This is a genomic window from Pseudophaeobacter profundi (assembly GCF_029697505.1).
Taxonomy (GTDB): Bacteria; Pseudomonadota; Alphaproteobacteria; order Rhodobacterales; family Rhodobacteraceae; genus Pseudophaeobacter; species Pseudophaeobacter profundi.
Map to the genome: position 1 here is coordinate 92,350 of NZ_JARJEF010000012.1, position 15,686 is coordinate 108,035.

19 protein-coding genes are annotated in these 15,686 nt (G+C 60.7%); 8 read left to right on the top strand and 11 right to left on the bottom strand.

Annotation, left to right across the window (positions count from 1 at the left end):
• Positions 1 to 21: 21 nt before the first annotated feature.
• Positions 22 to 861 (bottom strand): tRNA (guanosine(37)-N1)-methyltransferase TrmD, encoded by an 840-nt coding sequence (gene trmD, locus P2081_RS16975; RefSeq protein WP_278924058.1) that lies wholly within the window; start codon positions 859 to 861, stop codon positions 22 to 24.
• Between the two features lie 55 nt (positions 862 to 916).
• Between trmD and P2081_RS16980 the strand changes: the two genes are divergently transcribed.
• The gene (locus P2081_RS16980) at positions 917 to 1,960 is read left to right on the top strand and encodes a phosphotransferase family protein (RefSeq protein ID WP_278924059.1); all 1,044 of its coding nucleotides are present in this window, start codon (positions 917 to 919) and stop codon (positions 1,958 to 1,960) included.
• Between the two features lie 97 nt (positions 1,961 to 2,057).
• On the opposite strand, the gene rimM is transcribed toward P2081_RS16980, so the two are convergent.
• From rimM to ffh, 8 genes are all read right to left on the bottom strand, one after another.
• Entirely contained in the window at positions 2,058 to 2,585 is a 528-nt protein-coding gene (rimM, locus tag P2081_RS16985; RefSeq protein WP_278924060.1) for a ribosome maturation factor RimM, read from the bottom strand.
• A 148-nt stretch (positions 2,586 to 2,733) separates the two neighbouring features.
• Positions 2,734 to 3,411 carry a 5,6-dimethylbenzimidazole synthase gene (bluB, locus tag P2081_RS16990; protein WP_278924061.1) on the bottom strand — a complete coding sequence of 226 codons (678 nt, stop codon included), beginning with the start codon at positions 3,409 to 3,411 and terminating at the stop codon, positions 2,734 to 2,736.
• 4 nt (positions 3,412 to 3,415) lie between these two features.
• Positions 3,416 to 3,772: a 30S ribosomal protein S16 gene (rpsP, locus tag P2081_RS16995; protein WP_232404945.1), complete on the bottom strand. Its 357-nt coding sequence runs from the start codon at positions 3,770 to 3,772 to the stop codon at positions 3,416 to 3,418.
• A gap of 41 nt (positions 3,773 to 3,813) precedes the next feature.
• Positions 3,814 to 4,140 carry a chorismate mutase gene (locus tag P2081_RS17000; RefSeq protein ID WP_278924062.1) on the bottom strand — a complete coding sequence of 109 codons (327 nt, stop codon included), beginning with the start codon at positions 4,138 to 4,140 and terminating at the stop codon, positions 3,814 to 3,816.
• Positions 4,133 to 4,735, bottom strand: coding sequence for a GNAT family N-acetyltransferase (locus P2081_RS17005; protein WP_278924063.1), 603 nt, complete (start codon positions 4,733 to 4,735; stop codon positions 4,133 to 4,135). Before P2081_RS17005 ends, P2081_RS17000 begins: the two co-directional genes overlap by 8 nt.
• The gene (locus tag P2081_RS17010) at positions 4,732 to 5,259 is read right to left on the bottom strand and encodes a GNAT family N-acetyltransferase (RefSeq protein ID WP_278924064.1); all 528 of its coding nucleotides are present in this window, start codon (positions 5,257 to 5,259) and stop codon (positions 4,732 to 4,734) included. Before P2081_RS17010 ends, P2081_RS17005 begins: the two co-directional genes overlap by 4 nt.
• Positions 5,256 to 5,798, bottom strand: a complete 543-nt coding sequence (locus P2081_RS17015; protein WP_278924065.1) for a GNAT family N-acetyltransferase — start codon at positions 5,796 to 5,798, stop codon at positions 5,256 to 5,258. The genes P2081_RS17010 and P2081_RS17015 overlap by 4 nt, the downstream gene beginning before the upstream one ends.
• A gap of 1 nt (position 5,799) precedes the next feature.
• Positions 5,800 to 7,329: a signal recognition particle protein gene (gene ffh, locus P2081_RS17020; RefSeq protein WP_278924066.1), complete on the bottom strand. Its 1,530-nt coding sequence runs from the start codon at positions 7,327 to 7,329 to the stop codon at positions 5,800 to 5,802.
• Positions 7,330 to 8,014: 685 nt separating this feature from the next.
• Between ffh and P2081_RS17025 the strand changes: the two genes are divergently transcribed.
• Both P2081_RS17025 and P2081_RS17030 read left to right on the top strand, forming a co-directional pair.
• Positions 8,015 to 10,051 (top strand): GTP-binding protein, encoded by a 2,037-nt coding sequence (locus tag P2081_RS17025; RefSeq protein WP_278924067.1) that lies wholly within the window; start codon positions 8,015 to 8,017, stop codon positions 10,049 to 10,051.
• A 166-nt stretch (positions 10,052 to 10,217) separates the two neighbouring features.
• Positions 10,218 to 10,772 (top strand): prolyl-tRNA synthetase associated domain-containing protein, encoded by a 555-nt coding sequence (locus P2081_RS17030; RefSeq protein ID WP_278924068.1) that lies wholly within the window; start codon positions 10,218 to 10,220, stop codon positions 10,770 to 10,772.
• Positions 10,773 to 10,864: 92 nt separating this feature from the next.
• Here P2081_RS17030 and P2081_RS17035 read toward each other — a convergent pair whose 3' ends face one another.
• Entirely contained in the window at positions 10,865 to 11,446 is a 582-nt protein-coding gene (locus P2081_RS17035; RefSeq protein ID WP_278924069.1) for an FMN-dependent NADH-azoreductase, read from the bottom strand.
• 184 nt (positions 11,447 to 11,630) lie between these two features.
• Here P2081_RS17035 and P2081_RS17040 point away from each other — a divergent pair, with 184 nt between their 5' ends.
• The gene (locus P2081_RS17040) at positions 11,631 to 12,509 is read left to right on the top strand and encodes a LysR family transcriptional regulator (protein ID WP_278924070.1); all 879 of its coding nucleotides are present in this window, start codon (positions 11,631 to 11,633) and stop codon (positions 12,507 to 12,509) included.
• Positions 12,506 to 13,411: a DMT family transporter gene (locus tag P2081_RS17045; protein WP_278924071.1), complete on the top strand. Its 906-nt coding sequence runs from the start codon at positions 12,506 to 12,508 to the stop codon at positions 13,409 to 13,411. Before P2081_RS17040 ends, P2081_RS17045 begins: the two co-directional genes overlap by 4 nt.
• A gap of 41 nt (positions 13,412 to 13,452) precedes the next feature.
• Here P2081_RS17045 and P2081_RS17050 read toward each other — a convergent pair whose 3' ends face one another.
• Positions 13,453 to 13,821 (bottom strand): ArsR/SmtB family transcription factor, encoded by a 369-nt coding sequence (locus P2081_RS17050; RefSeq protein ID WP_278924072.1) that lies wholly within the window; start codon positions 13,819 to 13,821, stop codon positions 13,453 to 13,455.
• 276 nt (positions 13,822 to 14,097) lie between these two features.
• On the opposite strand from P2081_RS17050, the gene P2081_RS17055 reads away from it, so the two are divergent.
• From P2081_RS17055 to P2081_RS17065, 3 genes are all read left to right on the top strand, one after another.
• Positions 14,098 to 14,442 carry an AtpZ/AtpI family protein gene (locus P2081_RS17055; protein WP_417701642.1) on the top strand — a complete coding sequence of 115 codons (345 nt, stop codon included), beginning with the start codon at positions 14,098 to 14,100 and terminating at the stop codon, positions 14,440 to 14,442.
• A gap of 39 nt (positions 14,443 to 14,481) precedes the next feature.
• Positions 14,482 to 15,282: a F0F1 ATP synthase subunit A gene (locus P2081_RS17060; RefSeq protein WP_278924074.1), complete on the top strand. Its 801-nt coding sequence runs from the start codon at positions 14,482 to 14,484 to the stop codon at positions 15,280 to 15,282.
• An 86-nt stretch (positions 15,283 to 15,368) separates the two neighbouring features.
• Entirely contained in the window at positions 15,369 to 15,605 is a 237-nt protein-coding gene (locus tag P2081_RS17065) for a F0F1 ATP synthase subunit C (protein WP_008205040.1), read from the top strand.
• Positions 15,606 to 15,686: the final 81 nt, after the last annotated feature.

Here is a 15,686-nt window from a genome sequence, read left to right on the forward strand (position 1 = left end):
TCTGTCCCGGTTGACGAGGCGTCACTTGGCCCTGTCTTTGCCTCTGGGTGTTTTTGGCGGTGTCTTGGCCTCATGCGCCTGCCACAGATCGGGACGGCGGGTGCGGGTGATCTCTTCGGACATCTTCTGGCGCCATTCCGCAACCTTGCCGTGATGGCCGGACATCAGCACCTCGGGGATCTTACGGCCCTGCCATTCGGCGGGGCGGGTATATTGCGGATGCTCCAACAGACCAGAGGAAAAGCTTTCTTCTTCGGTCGAGGCCTGATTGCCCAGCACACCGGGGATCAGGCGTACGGTGGCGTCGATCAGCGCCTGGGCGGCCAGCTCTCCGCCAGTCATGACAAAATCCCCGAGCGAGACCTCTTGGATGTTGTAGTGTTCCAGCACCCGTTCATCGACCCCTTCAAAACGACCGCAGAGCAGCGTCATGCCATCACAGCGCGCCAGGCTTTGCATCATCGCCTGATCCATCGGTTTGCCGCGCGGGGTCAGGTAGATCAGCGGCCAGTTGCCGCCCTTTGGCGCGGTGGTGTCCTGCATGGCGTGGTCGATGGCATTGCCCAACACATCAGCTCGCAGCACCATGCCCGCGCCACCGCCTGCCGGGGTGTCATCGACGTTACGATGTTTGCCCAGGCCAAATTCCCGCAGATCGACCGTTTCCAGCTGCCACAGCCCTTCCTGCAGCGCCTTGCCGGTGAGGCTCTCGCCCAGAACGCCAGGAAAGGCCGTGGGGAACAGCGTCAGGATCTTGGCCTTCCATACGCCGACCAGATCAGGTGTTGGCGTCATCAGCTCACGCGGCTTCAGGGAGGGGCGGATCGCCTTGCGGCCATGGGATTTGTTTGGTGTACTCATGCAACCGTGTTTAGTTCAGATAGATTTGCGCGCAATACAAAGCTTAGGTGTTTTGATGAATTTGGAAAACCCGCTTGATCCCGCTGACGGATCTGGCGTCGATGCGGGCCAGGAGGCGCAGGCGCGCGCCGAGGCCCTGTGGCCCAGGGCAGCGACCAGTGTCGGGCTGCCTGAGGCGGGTGCCACCTTTCGCAGATTGCAGGTTAACAGTCGCCGACAGGGCCACCGCAGCGTTGTAGAGGTCAGGCTTCCGGACGGGGACCGGTTTGTGCTGCGCGCGGATTTCGACGCAGAGCGGTCGCCCAGGTTTGCCAATGTCCTGGCGCGGCACCGGTCAGCGGTAGAGGGTTTGCGCCCGTTGTCTGGGGTGTCGGCACCGGCTATTCTGTGGGAAGATCCGCAAAACCCCTATTACCTGATGGCCTTTGCCCCAGGCGATACCGCATTCCGCAGGCTTGAGGCGAGTGACTATGGGTTTGGCGCGCGCGGCGCTGTCTTGCGACAGATAGGCCAGGCAGTGGCGGCGCTGCATCGGGTTTCCGAGGTCGGAGAGCGGCAATTCTGGCCCAAGTCATTTCTGACCCGGATTTCTGCCTGCGCCCAAGCGGTACGCGGCGGGCAATTGGCCGTGCCCAAGCCAAATAGATTTCTTGGCCTCTGCGCCTTTTTGCATCGCGCGGCGCGGCGGGCGCGGCACCAGTCTTTTATCGGTGCGGTCGAACATGGCGACCTGCATCTGCGCAATATGCTGATGACCGACAGCATGGTCTCTTTCATTGACTTCTCCAACCATAAAGGGACCTACCCGCAGCGGGATCTGGCCTCGATCTGGCTGGCAAACTGTCCGGATCATTTGGCAAAGGATGGGCGCGAACCCGGCTATGGGCTGGTCGCCAAAGAGGACTGGGCGGCCTTTCAGGATGGCTATGGCGCAAATCTGGTGGATGACCCGGTGTTCCGGTTCTTCTTTGCGCTACGCCTTTTTACATCCTGGTCTCTGCTGACCAAAAAGCCGCAACCGCTGGACGTGAAAGCGCTTCGGCGTGCTGATGCGTTTGTTGCCGTCTTTGACGCGCTTCTGGCCGAAGAGACCGACTAGCATGTCGCGCAAAAGTGGCCGCCGGTTTCGCGCATCCAAAATGTGCGAAATCAACTGGGTTCGCTTGTCACGTGACTGCAAATCAATGCTGAAACCGCTAGAACAGCCCTTCTGGCGGGTCGGCGATGATGCGGCCCTGCTCTAGATCGACTGTGGGCACGGCTGCCAGGGTGAAGGGCAGAAAGACGGTGCCTTTCAGGCCTTCGCCCTGCAATTCCAGCAGATCGCTGGCGCCGTGGTTCTGCACCGATTTCACCCTGCCCAACAGGACACCGCCGGTATCATAAACCGCCACCCCTATCAGATCGGCATGGTAATATTCGTCGCTGGGCAGGCTCGGCAATTGATCGCGGCTGGTGAACAGGCGCAGCCCTTTCAGGGCATCAGCCTGTTCCTTTGTGTCTACTCCGCCGATACGCCCGGTAAAGCCGCCTTTGACGGCCCGGATCAGCGACAGGCTGAAGTGCTGGCTGCCATCTTCATTGCTGAGCGGCGAATAGCGTTCAATCTCGTCGGGGATAGCGCAAAAACTCTTGAGGCGCACTTCGCCGCGTATGCCGTAGGACCCGGCAATGGCACCAACACAGATCAGATCGTTTGCAGGGGGTGTTTTGGGGTCGCTCATTGGGTCACTCTCCTGCGCAGTATCCGGCGCGCACCCATTGGCCGCCAGACGTTGCGCATAGGTCCTTTTGATGGCTGCGCTCGAATAGAATGCCAGAGGTAAAGGCGATCGCAACAAAAATTACAAGGCGGATCAGACGTCCCATGCGCTAGCGCGTCTCGATCGGCAGGGCGGCGCGGCGGCTTTCCCAGCCCAGGCGCTCCAGCTCGGGGCTGTCGGCCAGTTCCTGTGGCCAGCCAATGCAGAAATAACCAATCAATTGCCAGTCGGCAGGGACGGCAAGATCGCGGGCCAGTTGATCTGGATCCAGCACCGAGACCCAGCCCAGCCCCAGGCCTTCGGCCCGCAGAGAGAGCCAGAACAGGGTCACGGCGCAGACCACCGAGTAGCGCCGCATTTCAGGCATGGTGGCAGCACCAAGCCCGTGGCCCTGGTTGGTTTCGTCATCGCAGAACACAGCCAGCTGTACCGGGGCCTCGCGCATGCCGGACAGTTTCAGCCCGGCATAGCGGGTTGCCTGATCGCCGGAATATCCTTCCAGGGCGGCGGCATTGGCCTGCTCAAAATTTCGCAGGGCGGCATCGCGGGCGGCATCGCTGTCGATGCGCAGAATGCGCCAGGGTTCGCTCAGCCCCACCGAGGGGGCCTGCTGGATGGCCTTGAGGCAGCGCGCCAGCACTGCCTCGTCAACCGGATCTTTGCGGAAGCGGCGCACATCGCGCCGCATCCGCATCAACAGGTCAAGCTGGTCGCGGAACCCGGAGTCAAAAGCGCCCTCAGGGGGCTCTTGGCTGTGCCCGCTTGGGGGCAGGTCCCGCGAGTCCATTGCCTTATTCCGCGTCGGCGGGTGCGGCTGCCTTGGCTGCTTTTTCTTCAGCGCGTGCCTGGGCTTTCTTGCCAGGAGTACCCTTTTTAGGGTTGGAGCGCTCGGTCTTTTCGCGCACGCCAGCTGCTTCCAGCATACGGGCGATACGGTCGGTGACCTGAGCACCCTGGTCGAGCCAGTACTGAACGCGCTCCATGTCCATTTTCACGCGCTCTTCGCTGTCTTTGGGCAGCAGCGGGTTGTAGGTGCCGAGCTTTTCAACAAAACGGCCGTCACGTGGCATGCGGCTGTCAGCAGCTACGATGCGGTAGAAGGGGCGTTTTTTCGAGCCGCCACGGGCCAGACGAAGTTTGATAGCCATGGGGTAAGTCTCCTTTGATGGCGTTGACAGGGATATCCCTGTTATTCCTGGTGTTTCTTGTGGTGTCTGATGACTTCCTGAATGATGAAGTTCAGGAAAGCCTTGGCGAAATCGGGGTCCAGGTTGGCCCGTTTTGCCAAATCTTCCAGCCGTGCGATCTGCGTGCCTTCGCGGGTCGGATCCGAAGGCGGCAGGTCATGTTCAGCTTTCAGCTGACCAACGGCCTGTGTGTGTTTAAAACGCTCGCCCAGAGTATAGACGAGGATTGCATCAAGCCGGTCGATGCTTTCGCGGTGACCGGCGAGAATTGCTGCTGCGCGCGCCACATCGTCGAGATCGGCACTGGCTGTGGTGTCGTGATCAGTCAAGGGCCCATCCTTTTGGTTTGAACAGGGGGTCGGCGTAGTGGCTGATTTCCATTTCAATGCCATGCGCGATCTGGCTACCCGGCAGCGCCTGCGGGCTGGGGTGGCGATAGACCGCGTCATTGCCGTCAATGGTGTGGGCCGCGTGGTCTTTTACCGCGCCAAGCCGTTCCGCCAGGCGGATCGAGTCGAGGTTCTTGGGATCAAGATAGCTGACCGCAGTGTCCCAGCCCAGGGTGTTGTAGAAATAGCTGCGGGCCGCATTCGTGGCCTCTAGCGCATAGCCGCGCCCTGCTGCATCCGGCCAGATGATCCAGGCGATCTCGCGCTCGGGCCAGCCAGCGGGCATCCAGCCGCCGGCCATGCCGTAGGTTTCATCCGTCACCTTGTCGTGGATCATCCACATGCCAAAACCGTGAATCTGCCAATGGCCTATTTCGGCCGCATAGAGCATCCAGGATTCATAAGCGTTCAGCGGCCCGCCCATGAAGCGCGCGCGGTAAGAGGCAAAGGTGGCCTCAAAATCGGGGTAATCCGACGCCTCGGGACCGCGTAGCACCAGACGCTGGGTCTCGATCACTGGTATGCTTAGGCTCATGCCGCAGCCTCCAGTCTGGGGTGACGCCAAATTTGACAGGGCTTGCCCAGCAGCTCTGACTCGCGCTCAAAGCGGGCGCCAAGCCGTTCCGCCAGTGCCATTGAACGACCATTGGCATGGGCGATATAGCTGATCACACCGTTCAGACCCTGGTGTTGCGCCGCATGGCTGCGGGCTGCCGCTGCCGCCTCAAAGCCGTATCCTTTGCCTTCCGCTGGTTCAAACAGGGTCCAGCCCAGTTCCGGTTCAGACCAGCCAGGGGCAAAGATCATGCCGGTCCATCCGACAAAGGTGCCCGAAGTTTTTTCGACGATATGCCACAACCCATAGCCGTTGAGCACCCAATGACCCAGCCGTGACACAAGCGATGTGTAGCTGCCCATGGCATCGCGGGGACCGCCCACCATGTGGCTGCGTGTCGTTGCAAAAAAGGCGATCATGGCTTGCAGATCGTCCAGCTGCGGCGCACGCAGGGTCAGGCGTTCGGTTTCAATCACCGGAATGGGCAGGGAGATCGCGTTCATGCATAGCTCTCCATGCCGCCACTGGCGAGATCATCCGGGCTCATGTGGCGCCAGACCTCCAGAGAGCCTAGTCGGACGTGGCTGAAATCGCCGTCCCGGCTGGCACCCAGGCGCTGCGCGACTTTTCGCGAGGCATGGTTCTCGGGTGCAACCAGGCTGATAGCTGTAGTCCAGCCCAGAGTGTCATACGCAAAGGTGCGGGCGGCGGTGGCCGCCTCGGTGGCGTAGCCCTTGCCGCCAAAACCTTCAAACAGGTCCCAGCCGATTTCTGGCTCTGGCCAGCCTTCGGGGTTCCACAAGCCGATGATGCCTGCAGGTTTGCCGGTTTCTTTTTCAACAAGCGTCCAGCGGCCATAGCCCCGCATCTGCCAGTGGCCGATTTCCAGCGCCAGATGGCGCCAGACCTTGTCCGGCGGCATCTGCCCACCGACAAAGTCGGCGCGCGGTGAGGCATAGAAGGCGCAGAGCGGCTCGAAATCTCTCAACGCAGGCAGGCGCAGCATAAGGCGCTGAGTCTCTATGGTGGGAACCTGGATCATGTTATTTCTTTTTGCCAAAGCCAGAGAGCCCGCCGGGCAGCCCCATGCCGCCGAGGCCACCAAGCCCGGGCAGGCCACCGGGCATTCCCTTGCCGCCGCCCATGGCTTTGGCCGCCGCTTCCAGCGCCTTGGGGTCCATTTGGCTGGGGTCCATGCCCGCCATATCGCCCATGCCGCCGCCTTTGCCGAGCATGCCTTTCATGGCCTGCTTCAGCATCTTGCCTTTGCCCATCTTGCCCATCTTCTTCATCATGTCCGACATCTGTCGGTGCATTTTCAGAAGCTTGTTGAGGTCGGAAACCTGCATGCCAGCGCCGGCGACAATGCGTTTCTTGCGGCTGGCCTGCAGCAGCGCGGGGTTGGCGCGCTCTTTCTTGGTCATCGACTGGATCATGGCGATCTGGCGTTTGACCACCTTGTCGTCCATGCCTGCGTCCTGCACCTGTTTGGCCATTTTTCCCATGCCGGGCATCATCGACATCATGCCTTCCATGCCGCCCATCTGCAGCATCTGTTCCAGCTGCATCTTCAGGTCATTCATGTTGAAATGACCCTTCATCATGCGCTTCATCATGCGTTCGGCCTGTTCGGCCTCGATGGTTTCCTGGGCCTTTTCGACCAGCGCCACGATGTCGCCCATGCCAAGGATGCGGCCTGCGACCCGTTCGGGTTCGAAGGTTTCGATGGCGTCCATTTTTTCGCCAAGGCCGACAAAGCGGATCGGCTTGCCGGTCACCGCGCGCATCGACAGCGCGGCACCGCCGCGCCCGTCGCCATCCATCCGGGTGAGCACCACGCCGGAGATGCCGATCTTGGCGTCAAATTCCTCGGCGACCTCAACCGCGACCTGGCCGGTCAGCCCATCGACCACCAGCAGGGTTTCGCGGGGGCTCACCACATTGCGGACGTCTTCGACCTCTTGCATCAGGGTTTCGTCGATATGCAACCGGCCAGCGGTATCCAGCATATAGACGTCATAGCCGCCCAGAGCCGCCTGCTGCTTGGCGCGCTTGGCGATATCTACCGGCTGCTGGCCGGGCACGATGGGTAGGGTGTCGACGCCAATCTGCGCACCCAGCACCGCCAACTGATCCATCGCCGCCGGGCGATAAACATCGAGCGAGGCCATGAGCACGCGCTTGCCGTCTTTTTCCTTCAGCCGTTTGGCCAGTTTACCGGTGGTGGTGGTCTTACCAGAGCCCTGCAGGCCCACCATCAGGATCGGCGCAGGCGGGCTGTCCACCTTGAGCGTGCCAAGATCTGCATCGCCGCGCAGTACATCAACCAACGCGTCATGGACGATTTTCACAACCTGCTGGCCCGGTGTCACCGATTTGGTCACCGATTGGCCCGTGGCCTGTTCCTGGACTTTCTTGACAAAATCACGCGCCACCGGCAGCGAAACATCGGCCTCTAGCAGGGCAACACGCACTTCGCGCAGGGCGGTTTTGACATCTTCTTCAGACAGGGCACCCTGTTTGGTCAGCCGGTCAAAGACCCCGGAAAGCCGTTCGGATAGATTTTCAAACATGGCTTACGGCCTCCTTTGCCGACGATAAAACCAGACAGCCCCTATGTAATGAGCGGGCCGCCCATGCGCAATTGCCCCTAGGCGGCGTGTCAATGCGAGAGCAATCCAAACAGAATTGCCCCCACGGGCGTAACACGCTGGTGGAGGGCGATCCCTGACATGTCAGGGACCGGAAGACTCGACTGGCTTCCGGATATTGGCCATGCGTTACGATGATTGACGGGCGGAGTCAACAGGGTGGAGCAGCGCGGTTTGGCAGCCAGGGCGCAGATGACAGGGCCAGCAGGGGCAGGAATGGTGCAACCTCGCAATCCAGAGGTGCCCCCCCGCGCGACAATCCCGCAAGGGCACCTTTATGGCGCTTGACAGGTAAGGGGGTGCTTAGCCACCATCGGGGCATAGCCCCGCTGATTCACCCCGCGTGTTTCGCGTGCTGGATCTTACCGGCGCAGCGATCTCAGACGTATCAGAGATCGCAATGACATGGGCTGTCACGGGTGCAGGATAGCTACAGGCGAGGCAACGCAAGGTCGAACGCGACTTTTGCCACCGTTTGCCGTCTGCGGGCGCAGTCGGGTGTGGCGTTGGCGCATTCGACGTCATCTAGTCAGGCAGTCACAGGCCCCCGGCATCTGGGGGCGCGGGCCCGTTCAGGGCAGCCCCAGCCGAGGAAAGGTCCAAAGTCATGCGCGTTGTCACCATTCTAGGTCCATCACAATCGGGTAAGTCCACGCTGACGCGGGCATTGGCGGATCTGGAAGGAACCCTGTGCAAGGTACATGAAACCACAGAGGTGGCGGCCATGGTCTCCTTCACCTTCATGGCAGAAGACTGGGCAGCCATTGATATCTCTGGCGGGGTGGAAAATCTGAACCAGGCAGGCCCGGCGCTGGCGGCCAGCGATGCGGCGGTGCTCTGTGTGCCTGCCGACCCAGAGGCTGCGGTGCTGTCCGCCCCCTATCTGCGCCGGTTGGAAGAGGCGGGGATTCCGGTCTTTTTGTTTATCAACCGCATTGATGAGGCCTCGGCACGGGTGGCCGAAATCGTTGCGGCGCTGCAGACCTATTGCAATCACGCCATCATCCTGCGCCAGGTGCCGATTCGCGAGGCGGGGCAGGTGGTTGGCGCGGTGGATTTGATTTCGGAACGGGCCTGGAAGTATATCGAAGGACAGCCTTCGGCCTTGATCGAGTTACCCAAACACATGCAGCAGCGCGAACAAGAGGCGCGTGGTGAGATGCTGGAGGCGCTGGCGGATTACGACGATCATATCCTGACAGAGTTGATCGAGGATCAGCAGGTTCTGGCAGAAGAAGCCTATGATGTCGCCCGCCGGGTCTTACAACATGGCGATCTCTTTCCCGCCCTGTTGGGCGCGGCAGAGCATGGCAATGGCGTCTGGCGCTTGATGAAATCCCTGCGCCACGAAGCTCCTCCGGTGGCAGCTACCCGGTCTCGGCTGGCGGATATGGGGCAGGTTCTGGCCGTTGGCTGTATGGCCGATCAAGTGCGGCATCTGGGCAAGACCGTTGTGCTGCGCATGCTGGACGACGGCCAGGCCGACAATTCGCCTGATGATCACAAGCGCGATCCAGCGGCTGTGCACAACGGTGGGCGCGCATACCATCATGGTGCACCTCTGGGCGGGCATGTCCTGGGCGGCTTGGCCGAGATCGCGGCAGGGGGCGGCGCTGGCAGCGGCTTCGGAAAGGACAGAGAAAAAAGCGGGACAAAAGGCCGAGGGCGCGGATCTGCACGGGCCGATTTACAACCCGGCGATTTGGGCCAGGCGGTAAAGTCTGATCATCTCAACCTTGGGTACTGCTATTCCGCCGAGGGCAGCACTGCGCTGCCGGACTGGGCGCAGCCGCGCCCTTCGACCTATCGCCGCTTGCTGATCCCGGTGCAGGAGCGGGATGAAGCCCGCCTGTCCACTGCCCTGGCCCGACTGGAAGAGATCGACCCGGCGCTAAAGGTCGAACAGGATGCGGTCTCGGGGCGGGTTGTGCTGAATTTGCAGGGGCCACTGCATCTGCGCCGGGTTCTGGCCACACTGGAAAGCGAATTCGGCGTCGAGGCGCTTAGCGAGCTGGTGCCACCAGCCCTGTGCGAGACGATATCGCGTCGGGTGGAACTCCCCTATCGGCATCGCAAACAATCCGGGGGTGCGGGACAATTTGCCGATGTGCGCATCGAAATCTGCCCCTTGCCACGCGGTGGTGGCATTAGTTTCAGCGATCGCATCAAGGGCGGCACCGTGCCAAAGGCCTATATTCCCGCCGTCGAGGCCGGCGCGCGGGAGGCCCTGCGTGAGGGCGTCAATGGGCGCCCGGTGGTGGATCTTGCGATCTGTTTGACGGATGGCAAGCATCACGCGGTGGACAGTTCCGACTTTGCCTTTCGTACGGCGGGGAAAATGGCCACGCGGGCTGCCCTGGCGCAGGCGGGACTTGTGCTGCTGCAACCGATTATGAAGGTCACGATTCACGCGCCCTCTGTGTTTACCGGCGGGCTGGTGCCGGTGGTGAATAACCTCAAGGGGCAGCTTTTGGGCTTTGCGCCAGAGCAGGGCGCGGCTGGCTGGGATATATTTGAGGCCCTGCTCCCCCTGACAGCACAGGAAGCATTGAGCCAAAGCCTGGCCCGTGCCACCCGCGGCACCGCCTGGTTTGAGACCGCCTTTGATCACTATGAAGAGGCTAGGGGGCTTGCGCTGGCGTAACGGGTGACGGGTGGTTGAATGGTGGCTGGTCTGGTGGCGGGGCTTTGCCTCTGCAATTGGCGGCGGGACGGGGCATGTGGGGGCAGGCGTGCCAATCCCTCTTGCATCTGTGGTGATTTCCGCGTGATCTGCGCCCGATGCGACGCCGCAAACGGAGGCCCCCTTTATGACCGCAGCGACAGACACCGCAGCGACAGGTTCAGACGACACCAGCGAAGCAGCGCTGCCGATCAGCTCGGATGCGCTCTTGGCGCAGTTGGCAGACTGGGGGGTGCAGTATCGCCTGTTCAGCCACATTCCCCTGCGCACTGTGGCCGAAGCCAAACAGGTTGAGGCCGAAATGGTCCAGCCCGGCGTTGCCAGCCTCAAGATCAAAAACCTCTATCTGCGTGATCGCAAGAAGCGCAATTACCTGATTTCGGTAGAGCAGGACCGGGTGGTGGACCTCAAGGCACTGGGCCAGGAGATCGGTGCGCCGGGGCTCAGCTTTGGGTCTGCGGATCGGCTGATGCAGATGCTGGGGATCCTGCCCGGCGCTGTCAGCCCTTTGGCGATGATTACCGGGGTGGAAAATGATGTGCGCTTTTACATGGATACCGCAGCGCAAACGGCGGATGTGATCCATATGCACCCTTTGGTCAATGATCGCACCGTTGCGATGCCATGCACTGATTTACTGGCTTTCATGCAGCGGCTTGGCTGCACAGTGAATTGGATCTAGGCAGGCGCTGCGGGCAGGCTGTCCAGCAAATGGCAAGGGGCCGCCATCCTGTGTTTGGATGGCGGCCCGCGCTTGGAGGAGGTGTTGCGGTCTTAGGCGGCGAGCGCAGCAATGGCTGACTTGGCTCGCGCCATCGAGCCGTCGGCATCCTGGGCCAGTTGGTCAGCAGCGACCAGCTCGACCTCGGTGATGCCAATGAAGCCCAGCACATGGCGCAGATATGTCGTGGCAAAGTCGATGTCCGACCCGGCCTGCGTCCCGCCAGAGGCCACCGCGATGATGGCGCGCTTGCCGGTCAGCAGCCCCTCGGGGCCGGTTTCACTGTAGCGAAATGTGACGCCGACGCGGGCGACCAGATCGATCCAGGCCTTGAGCGTCGAGGGTACCGAGAAGTTGTAGATCGGTGTGCCAATGACAACGGTGTCGGCCTGTTTCAATTCGTCAATCAGGCTGTCTGACTGTGCCAGTAGCGCCTGTTGTTCTGGCGTGCGCTGATCAGCAGGGGTGAAGTTCGCGTTGACCCAGGCCTCGTCCAGCAGCGGCAGTGGTGTTGCCAGATCGCGGCGGATCACTTGAGCAGGCGAGAGCTGCGCGGTGATTTCAGCGCTCAGCGAGCGGGTGACCGAGTTTTCGGCGCGGGCAGAGGAATCGATATGCAGAACAGTGGAGGTCATGGCCGAGTTTCCCATTTTATGTTTCGTCTGCTGAGTAAATGGGCTATAGCAAATATGAACACAACCGCGATACAAGCACTTTAGATGTGCGTATTTGCGCATACTTTGTTGGCGCAACAGCTTGGCAGGGCGGCAGTAGGGTGCAGGCGCAGCAGGGTACAGGTAGAGCAGCGAGGGCATTTGAATGGAAAATTGGGATGAGGTGCGAACGGCCTATCAAGTGGCTCGCATGGGGACGGTCAGCGGCGCGGCAGAGGTTCTCGGCGTACACCATGCGACGGTGATCCGGCATATTGATGCGATCGAGGCGCGATTGGGGGTCAAGCTGTTCCAGCGGCATGCGCGTGGCTATACCCCGACGGAATCCGGGCAGGATCTGTTGCGTGTGGCGCAGGCCACCGATGATCAGTTCAGCCAGCTGGTCGGGCGGCTCAAGGGGCAGGGGGACGAGGTTTCTGGCGAATTGGTGGTGACGTCGCTGTCGTCGATGTCGCATCTATTGGTGCCGGTGCTGAGCGAGTTTCAGCAGATGCACCCCGGCCTGGTAGTTCGCTACCTGACGGGCGAGCGCCTGTTCCGGCTGGAGTATGGCGAGGCTCACGTTGCGCTGCGGGCCGGCAATGCGCCGGATCAGCCCGACAATGTGGTGCAACCTTTCCTGAAGCAGCGGGTCGGCCTGTTTGCAGCGCAAAGCTATGTGGACCAGCACGGCATGTTGGACGGGATCGAGGACCTCAAGAATCATCAGTTTGTGGGGGCTGACAATGCCGATAGTCGGGCACCGTTTAGCAAATGGCTGCGCGAGCACACCACCGAAGAGACCATTTCCTTTCGCTGTTCCGATGGGGTTGCGATGAACGAGGCGGTGATGGCGGGCGCCGGGATCGGCTTTATGTCCATGTGGGAGGCCTCGCGCCATCCTGACCTGGTAAAGATGATGGAGCCACGGGCCGAATGGGCGGGCAGTATCTGGCTGGTGACCCATGTCGATCTGCATCGCACCAACAAGGTCCAGAGCTTTTTGAGTTTCTTGAAAGAGCGGGCGAAGGAGTGGGAGGCATGACCCCGGCGCAGCGCGCCCATGGCGCGATGCTGCTGTTCTCGATCTTGGTGGCGGGGTCGTTTTCTCTTGGCGGGCTTATCGCCAATGATATTGCCCCCATGGCGCTGAATGCGGTGCGGTTTGTCATTGCAGCGGTGGTGATTGGTGCGGTGGCCGGCCTGACCGGGCAAATCAGGGGCAGCTATTACCAGGCGCCTTGGCGCTATCTGGTATTGGGGGCATTTTTTGCCAGTTATTTTGTGCTGATGTTTTACGGGCTGCAAACAGCAGATCCTGTCAGCGCCTCTGCCGTTTTCACCCTGACACCGGTGCTCAGCGGTGTCTTTGGGTATCTGCTGCTGCGACAGGTGACGTCACCGCGCATGGCGCTGGCGCTGTGTATTGGGGCGGCTGGGGCGCTCTGGGTGATCTTTCGCGCCGATTTGGCGGCGCTGCGGGCCTTTGATATTGGCCGCGGAGAGGCAATCTATTTTGTCGGCTGCGTGGCACATGCCATCTATACGCCGTTGGTGCGCCGGATGAACCGGGGCGAGTCAGCAATTGGTTTTACTTTTGGTACCCTGGTTGCGGGCGCGCTGCTGCTCTTGGTGGTGGGCTGGGGTGATATCTGGGCCACCGATTGGGCAAATCTGCCGCTGCTGGTCTGGGTGGGCCTGTTCTATGTGGCGATCTTTGCCAGTGCGGTGACCTTTGTCTTGCTGCAATTTGCCAGCCTGCACCTGCCGGCCACCAAGGTGATGGCCTATACCTACCTGACGCCAAGCTGGGTGATCATCTGGCAGGTGGCGCTGGGCAATCCGGCACCGCGCGGGCTGGTGCTGGTGGGGATCGCACTGACGGTCATGGCCCTGGTGCTGCTGCTGGAAGATGCCGCCAAGCCAGGCAGCCGCGTCAGGGCATGATGGCAGCCTGATCTTCCCGGCCTGATCTTCTCGGCCTGGCCTTACTGTGCCGCAGGAGGGAAAGTGCTGGGTGGGCAGGTTTCGGCGGGCCTGTCCAGCTCGGCTTCCAGAAACCGTTCAAAGGCCTCCAGGTTGACCGGTTCAAACTGGCCAAACCCCTGCATCCAGACCGAGGCCGCCCGCAGGGCGTCTGGCTGTAGCTTGCACCATTTCACCCGTCCGCGCTTTTCCTGCGCGATCAGCCCGGCCCGTGTCAGAATGCTCAGGTGCTTGGAAATTGCGGCCAGTGATATTTCAAACGGTTCTGCGACATCGGTCACGGCCATATCATCCTCTAACAACATGGTGAGGATGCGCCGACGGGTCGGATCGGCGAGGGCGGCAAAGGCAGTATCAAGTTCGCTGGACATCTGATGCGACCCTAGACTGCAATTCCTGCGAAGGAAAGACGCGCTGACCTGTCGGCAGGTTCGGCGCTGGGGGGGATTTCTAAATAAACCATTTGGTTGAATAAGGGAAAACCCTGCAAAACCTGCGCATGGCGAAGCCCCGGTCGATTGACTGGAATGGGAGTTGATGTGAAACTTGTTTAATTACAGTGTGTTGCGTAAAATTATCTTGCGGTGCTTGAACAATTGACTCTGACGCCCAAGGGCCTTAGCACCTGCCATAGAAATCGCGTGAGGATGGCGCCCGTGACAGATGATGACCAAAAGCAGCGCATGGCGCAGCTGGAGGCAAAGCTGGCTGCGGCGCGTAAGGCCCAAGAGCCCAAGCCGCGCGTGGATGAACATTATTCGATGGCCAATCAGGCCTGGCGGATGGTGATAGAATTGGTGGTCGGTCTTGGGATCGGCTTTGGCATCGGATACGGGCTGGACCGGCTTTTTGGGACCCTGCCTATCTTTATGGTGCTGTTTATACTGCTGGGACTTGCCGCAGGCGTGAAGGTAATGCTTCGCACCGCGCAGGAAATCCAGGAAAAGAAACTGGCCGAAGAGGCCACTGAAAATGAAGAGGCTCGGGACTGATCCACACGATCACATCTCGACGACAGGAGAAGCGGAACGATGGGCAAGCTGTTCTTTTACGTAGCATTGGCACTGGTACTGGTGTCGGGCGTGATTTTTGCACCCGAGCACGCGGCTCTGGCGATCCACCCGATGGATCAGTTCAACGTGGCCTCGCTGACCGGCGGTGCGGTGGGCACCTTTGCAATCACCAACGTCACTCTCTGGCTGGCCCTGGCTGTTGTCTGCGTCTTCCTCTTGATGGTTGTGGGCTCTTCTCGCCGCGCTATCGTGCCTGGCCGCGCCCAGTCGGTTGCAGAACTGACCTACGGGTTCATCTACAAGATGGTTGAAGACGTTGCCGGCAAAGACGGCGTCAAGTTCTTCCCCTATATCATGACCCTGTTCATGTTCATCCTGATGGCCAACTTCCTGGGCCTGATCCCGATGTCCTTTACCACCACCTCGCATATCGCTGTCACTGCGATCCTGGCGGGCCTGGTGTTCCTGACCGTCACCATCGTTGGCTTTGTCAAAAATGGCGCCGGTTTCCTTGGCCTCTTCTGGGTTTCCAGCGCGCCTTTGGCGCTGCGCCCCATCCTGGCCATTATCGAGCTGATTTCCTACTTCGTACGCCCCGTGAGCCACAGCATTCGTCTGGCTGGCAACGTGATGGCGGGCCACGCGGTTCTGAAGGTTTTTGCAGGTTTTGCAGGCGCTCTGGGGCTGTTCAGCTTCCTGCCGATCTTTGCCATCACCGCGGTCTACGCTCTCGAAGTTCTGGTGGCCTTTATCCAGGCCTATGTCTTTACCATCCTGACCTGCGTGTATCTGAAAGATGCCCTGCATCCGAGCCACTAAGGTCTAGATCCAACACGTTCCCCGCTGATCCGATCCCGGGTCAGCGAGATCCCAAATCACCACATTCCATCGTAAGGAGAATACCCATGGAAGGCGATATCGCACAACTCGGTCAGTTCATCGGCGCAGGCCTGGCAGCAATTGGTTCCGGCGCAGCCGCAATCGGTGTTGGCCACGTAGCCGGCAACTTCCTGGCAGGCGCTCTGCGCAACCCATCGGCAGCCGCCGGCCAGACAGCTACTCTGTTCATCGGCATCGCCTTTGCAGAAGCCCTGGGCATCTTCTCGTTCCTGGTTGCTCTGCTGCTGATGTTCGCAGTCTAAGACCTTAGGACACTTTATCCTTACGGTCGGGCGGTAGGCCCAATGGCCTGCCGCCCGATGTAACGGCAAGTTCCCTAGGAG

Excerpts from the sequence above, each read along its gene's own strand:
- trmD (WP_278924058.1), bottom strand. The coding sequence starts at position 861 with ATGAGTACACCAAACAAATCCCATGGCCGCAAGGCGATCCGCCCCTCC.
- P2081_RS16980 (WP_278924059.1), top strand. The coding sequence starts at position 917 with ATGAATTTGGAAAACCCGCTTGATCCCGCTGACGGATCTGGCGTCGAT.
- rimM (WP_278924060.1), bottom strand. The coding sequence starts at position 2,585 with ATGAGCGACCCCAAAACACCCCCTGCAAACGATCTGATCTGTGTTGGT.
- bluB (WP_278924061.1), bottom strand. The coding sequence starts at position 3,411 with ATGGACTCGCGGGACCTGCCCCCAAGCGGGCACAGCCAAGAGCCCCCT.
- rpsP (WP_232404945.1), bottom strand. The coding sequence starts at position 3,772 with ATGGCTATCAAACTTCGTCTGGCCCGTGGCGGCTCGAAAAAACGCCCC.
- P2081_RS17005 (WP_278924063.1), bottom strand. The coding sequence starts at position 4,735 with ATGAGCCTAAGCATACCAGTGATCGAGACCCAGCGTCTGGTGCTACGC.
- P2081_RS17010 (WP_278924064.1), bottom strand. The coding sequence starts at position 5,259 with ATGAACGCGATCTCCCTGCCCATTCCGGTGATTGAAACCGAACGCCTG.
- P2081_RS17015 (WP_278924065.1), bottom strand. The coding sequence starts at position 5,798 with ATGATCCAGGTTCCCACCATAGAGACTCAGCGCCTTATGCTGCGCCTG.
- ffh (WP_278924066.1), bottom strand. The coding sequence starts at position 7,329 with ATGTTTGAAAATCTATCCGAACGGCTTTCCGGGGTCTTTGACCGGCTG.
- P2081_RS17025 (WP_278924067.1), top strand. The coding sequence starts at position 8,015 with ATGCGCGTTGTCACCATTCTAGGTCCATCACAATCGGGTAAGTCCACG.
- P2081_RS17030 (WP_278924068.1), top strand. The coding sequence starts at position 10,218 with ATGACCGCAGCGACAGACACCGCAGCGACAGGTTCAGACGACACCAGC.
- P2081_RS17035 (WP_278924069.1), bottom strand. The coding sequence starts at position 11,446 with ATGACCTCCACTGTTCTGCATATCGATTCCTCTGCCCGCGCCGAAAAC.
- P2081_RS17040 (WP_278924070.1), top strand. The coding sequence starts at position 11,631 with ATGGAAAATTGGGATGAGGTGCGAACGGCCTATCAAGTGGCTCGCATG.
- P2081_RS17045 (WP_278924071.1), top strand. The coding sequence starts at position 12,506 with ATGACCCCGGCGCAGCGCGCCCATGGCGCGATGCTGCTGTTCTCGATC.
- P2081_RS17050 (WP_278924072.1), bottom strand. The coding sequence starts at position 13,821 with ATGTCCAGCGAACTTGATACTGCCTTTGCCGCCCTCGCCGATCCGACC.
- P2081_RS17055 (WP_417701642.1), top strand. The coding sequence starts at position 14,098 with ATGGCGCCCGTGACAGATGATGACCAAAAGCAGCGCATGGCGCAGCTG.
- P2081_RS17060 (WP_278924074.1), top strand. The coding sequence starts at position 14,482 with ATGGGCAAGCTGTTCTTTTACGTAGCATTGGCACTGGTACTGGTGTCG.
- P2081_RS17065 (WP_008205040.1), top strand. The coding sequence starts at position 15,369 with ATGGAAGGCGATATCGCACAACTCGGTCAGTTCATCGGCGCAGGCCTG.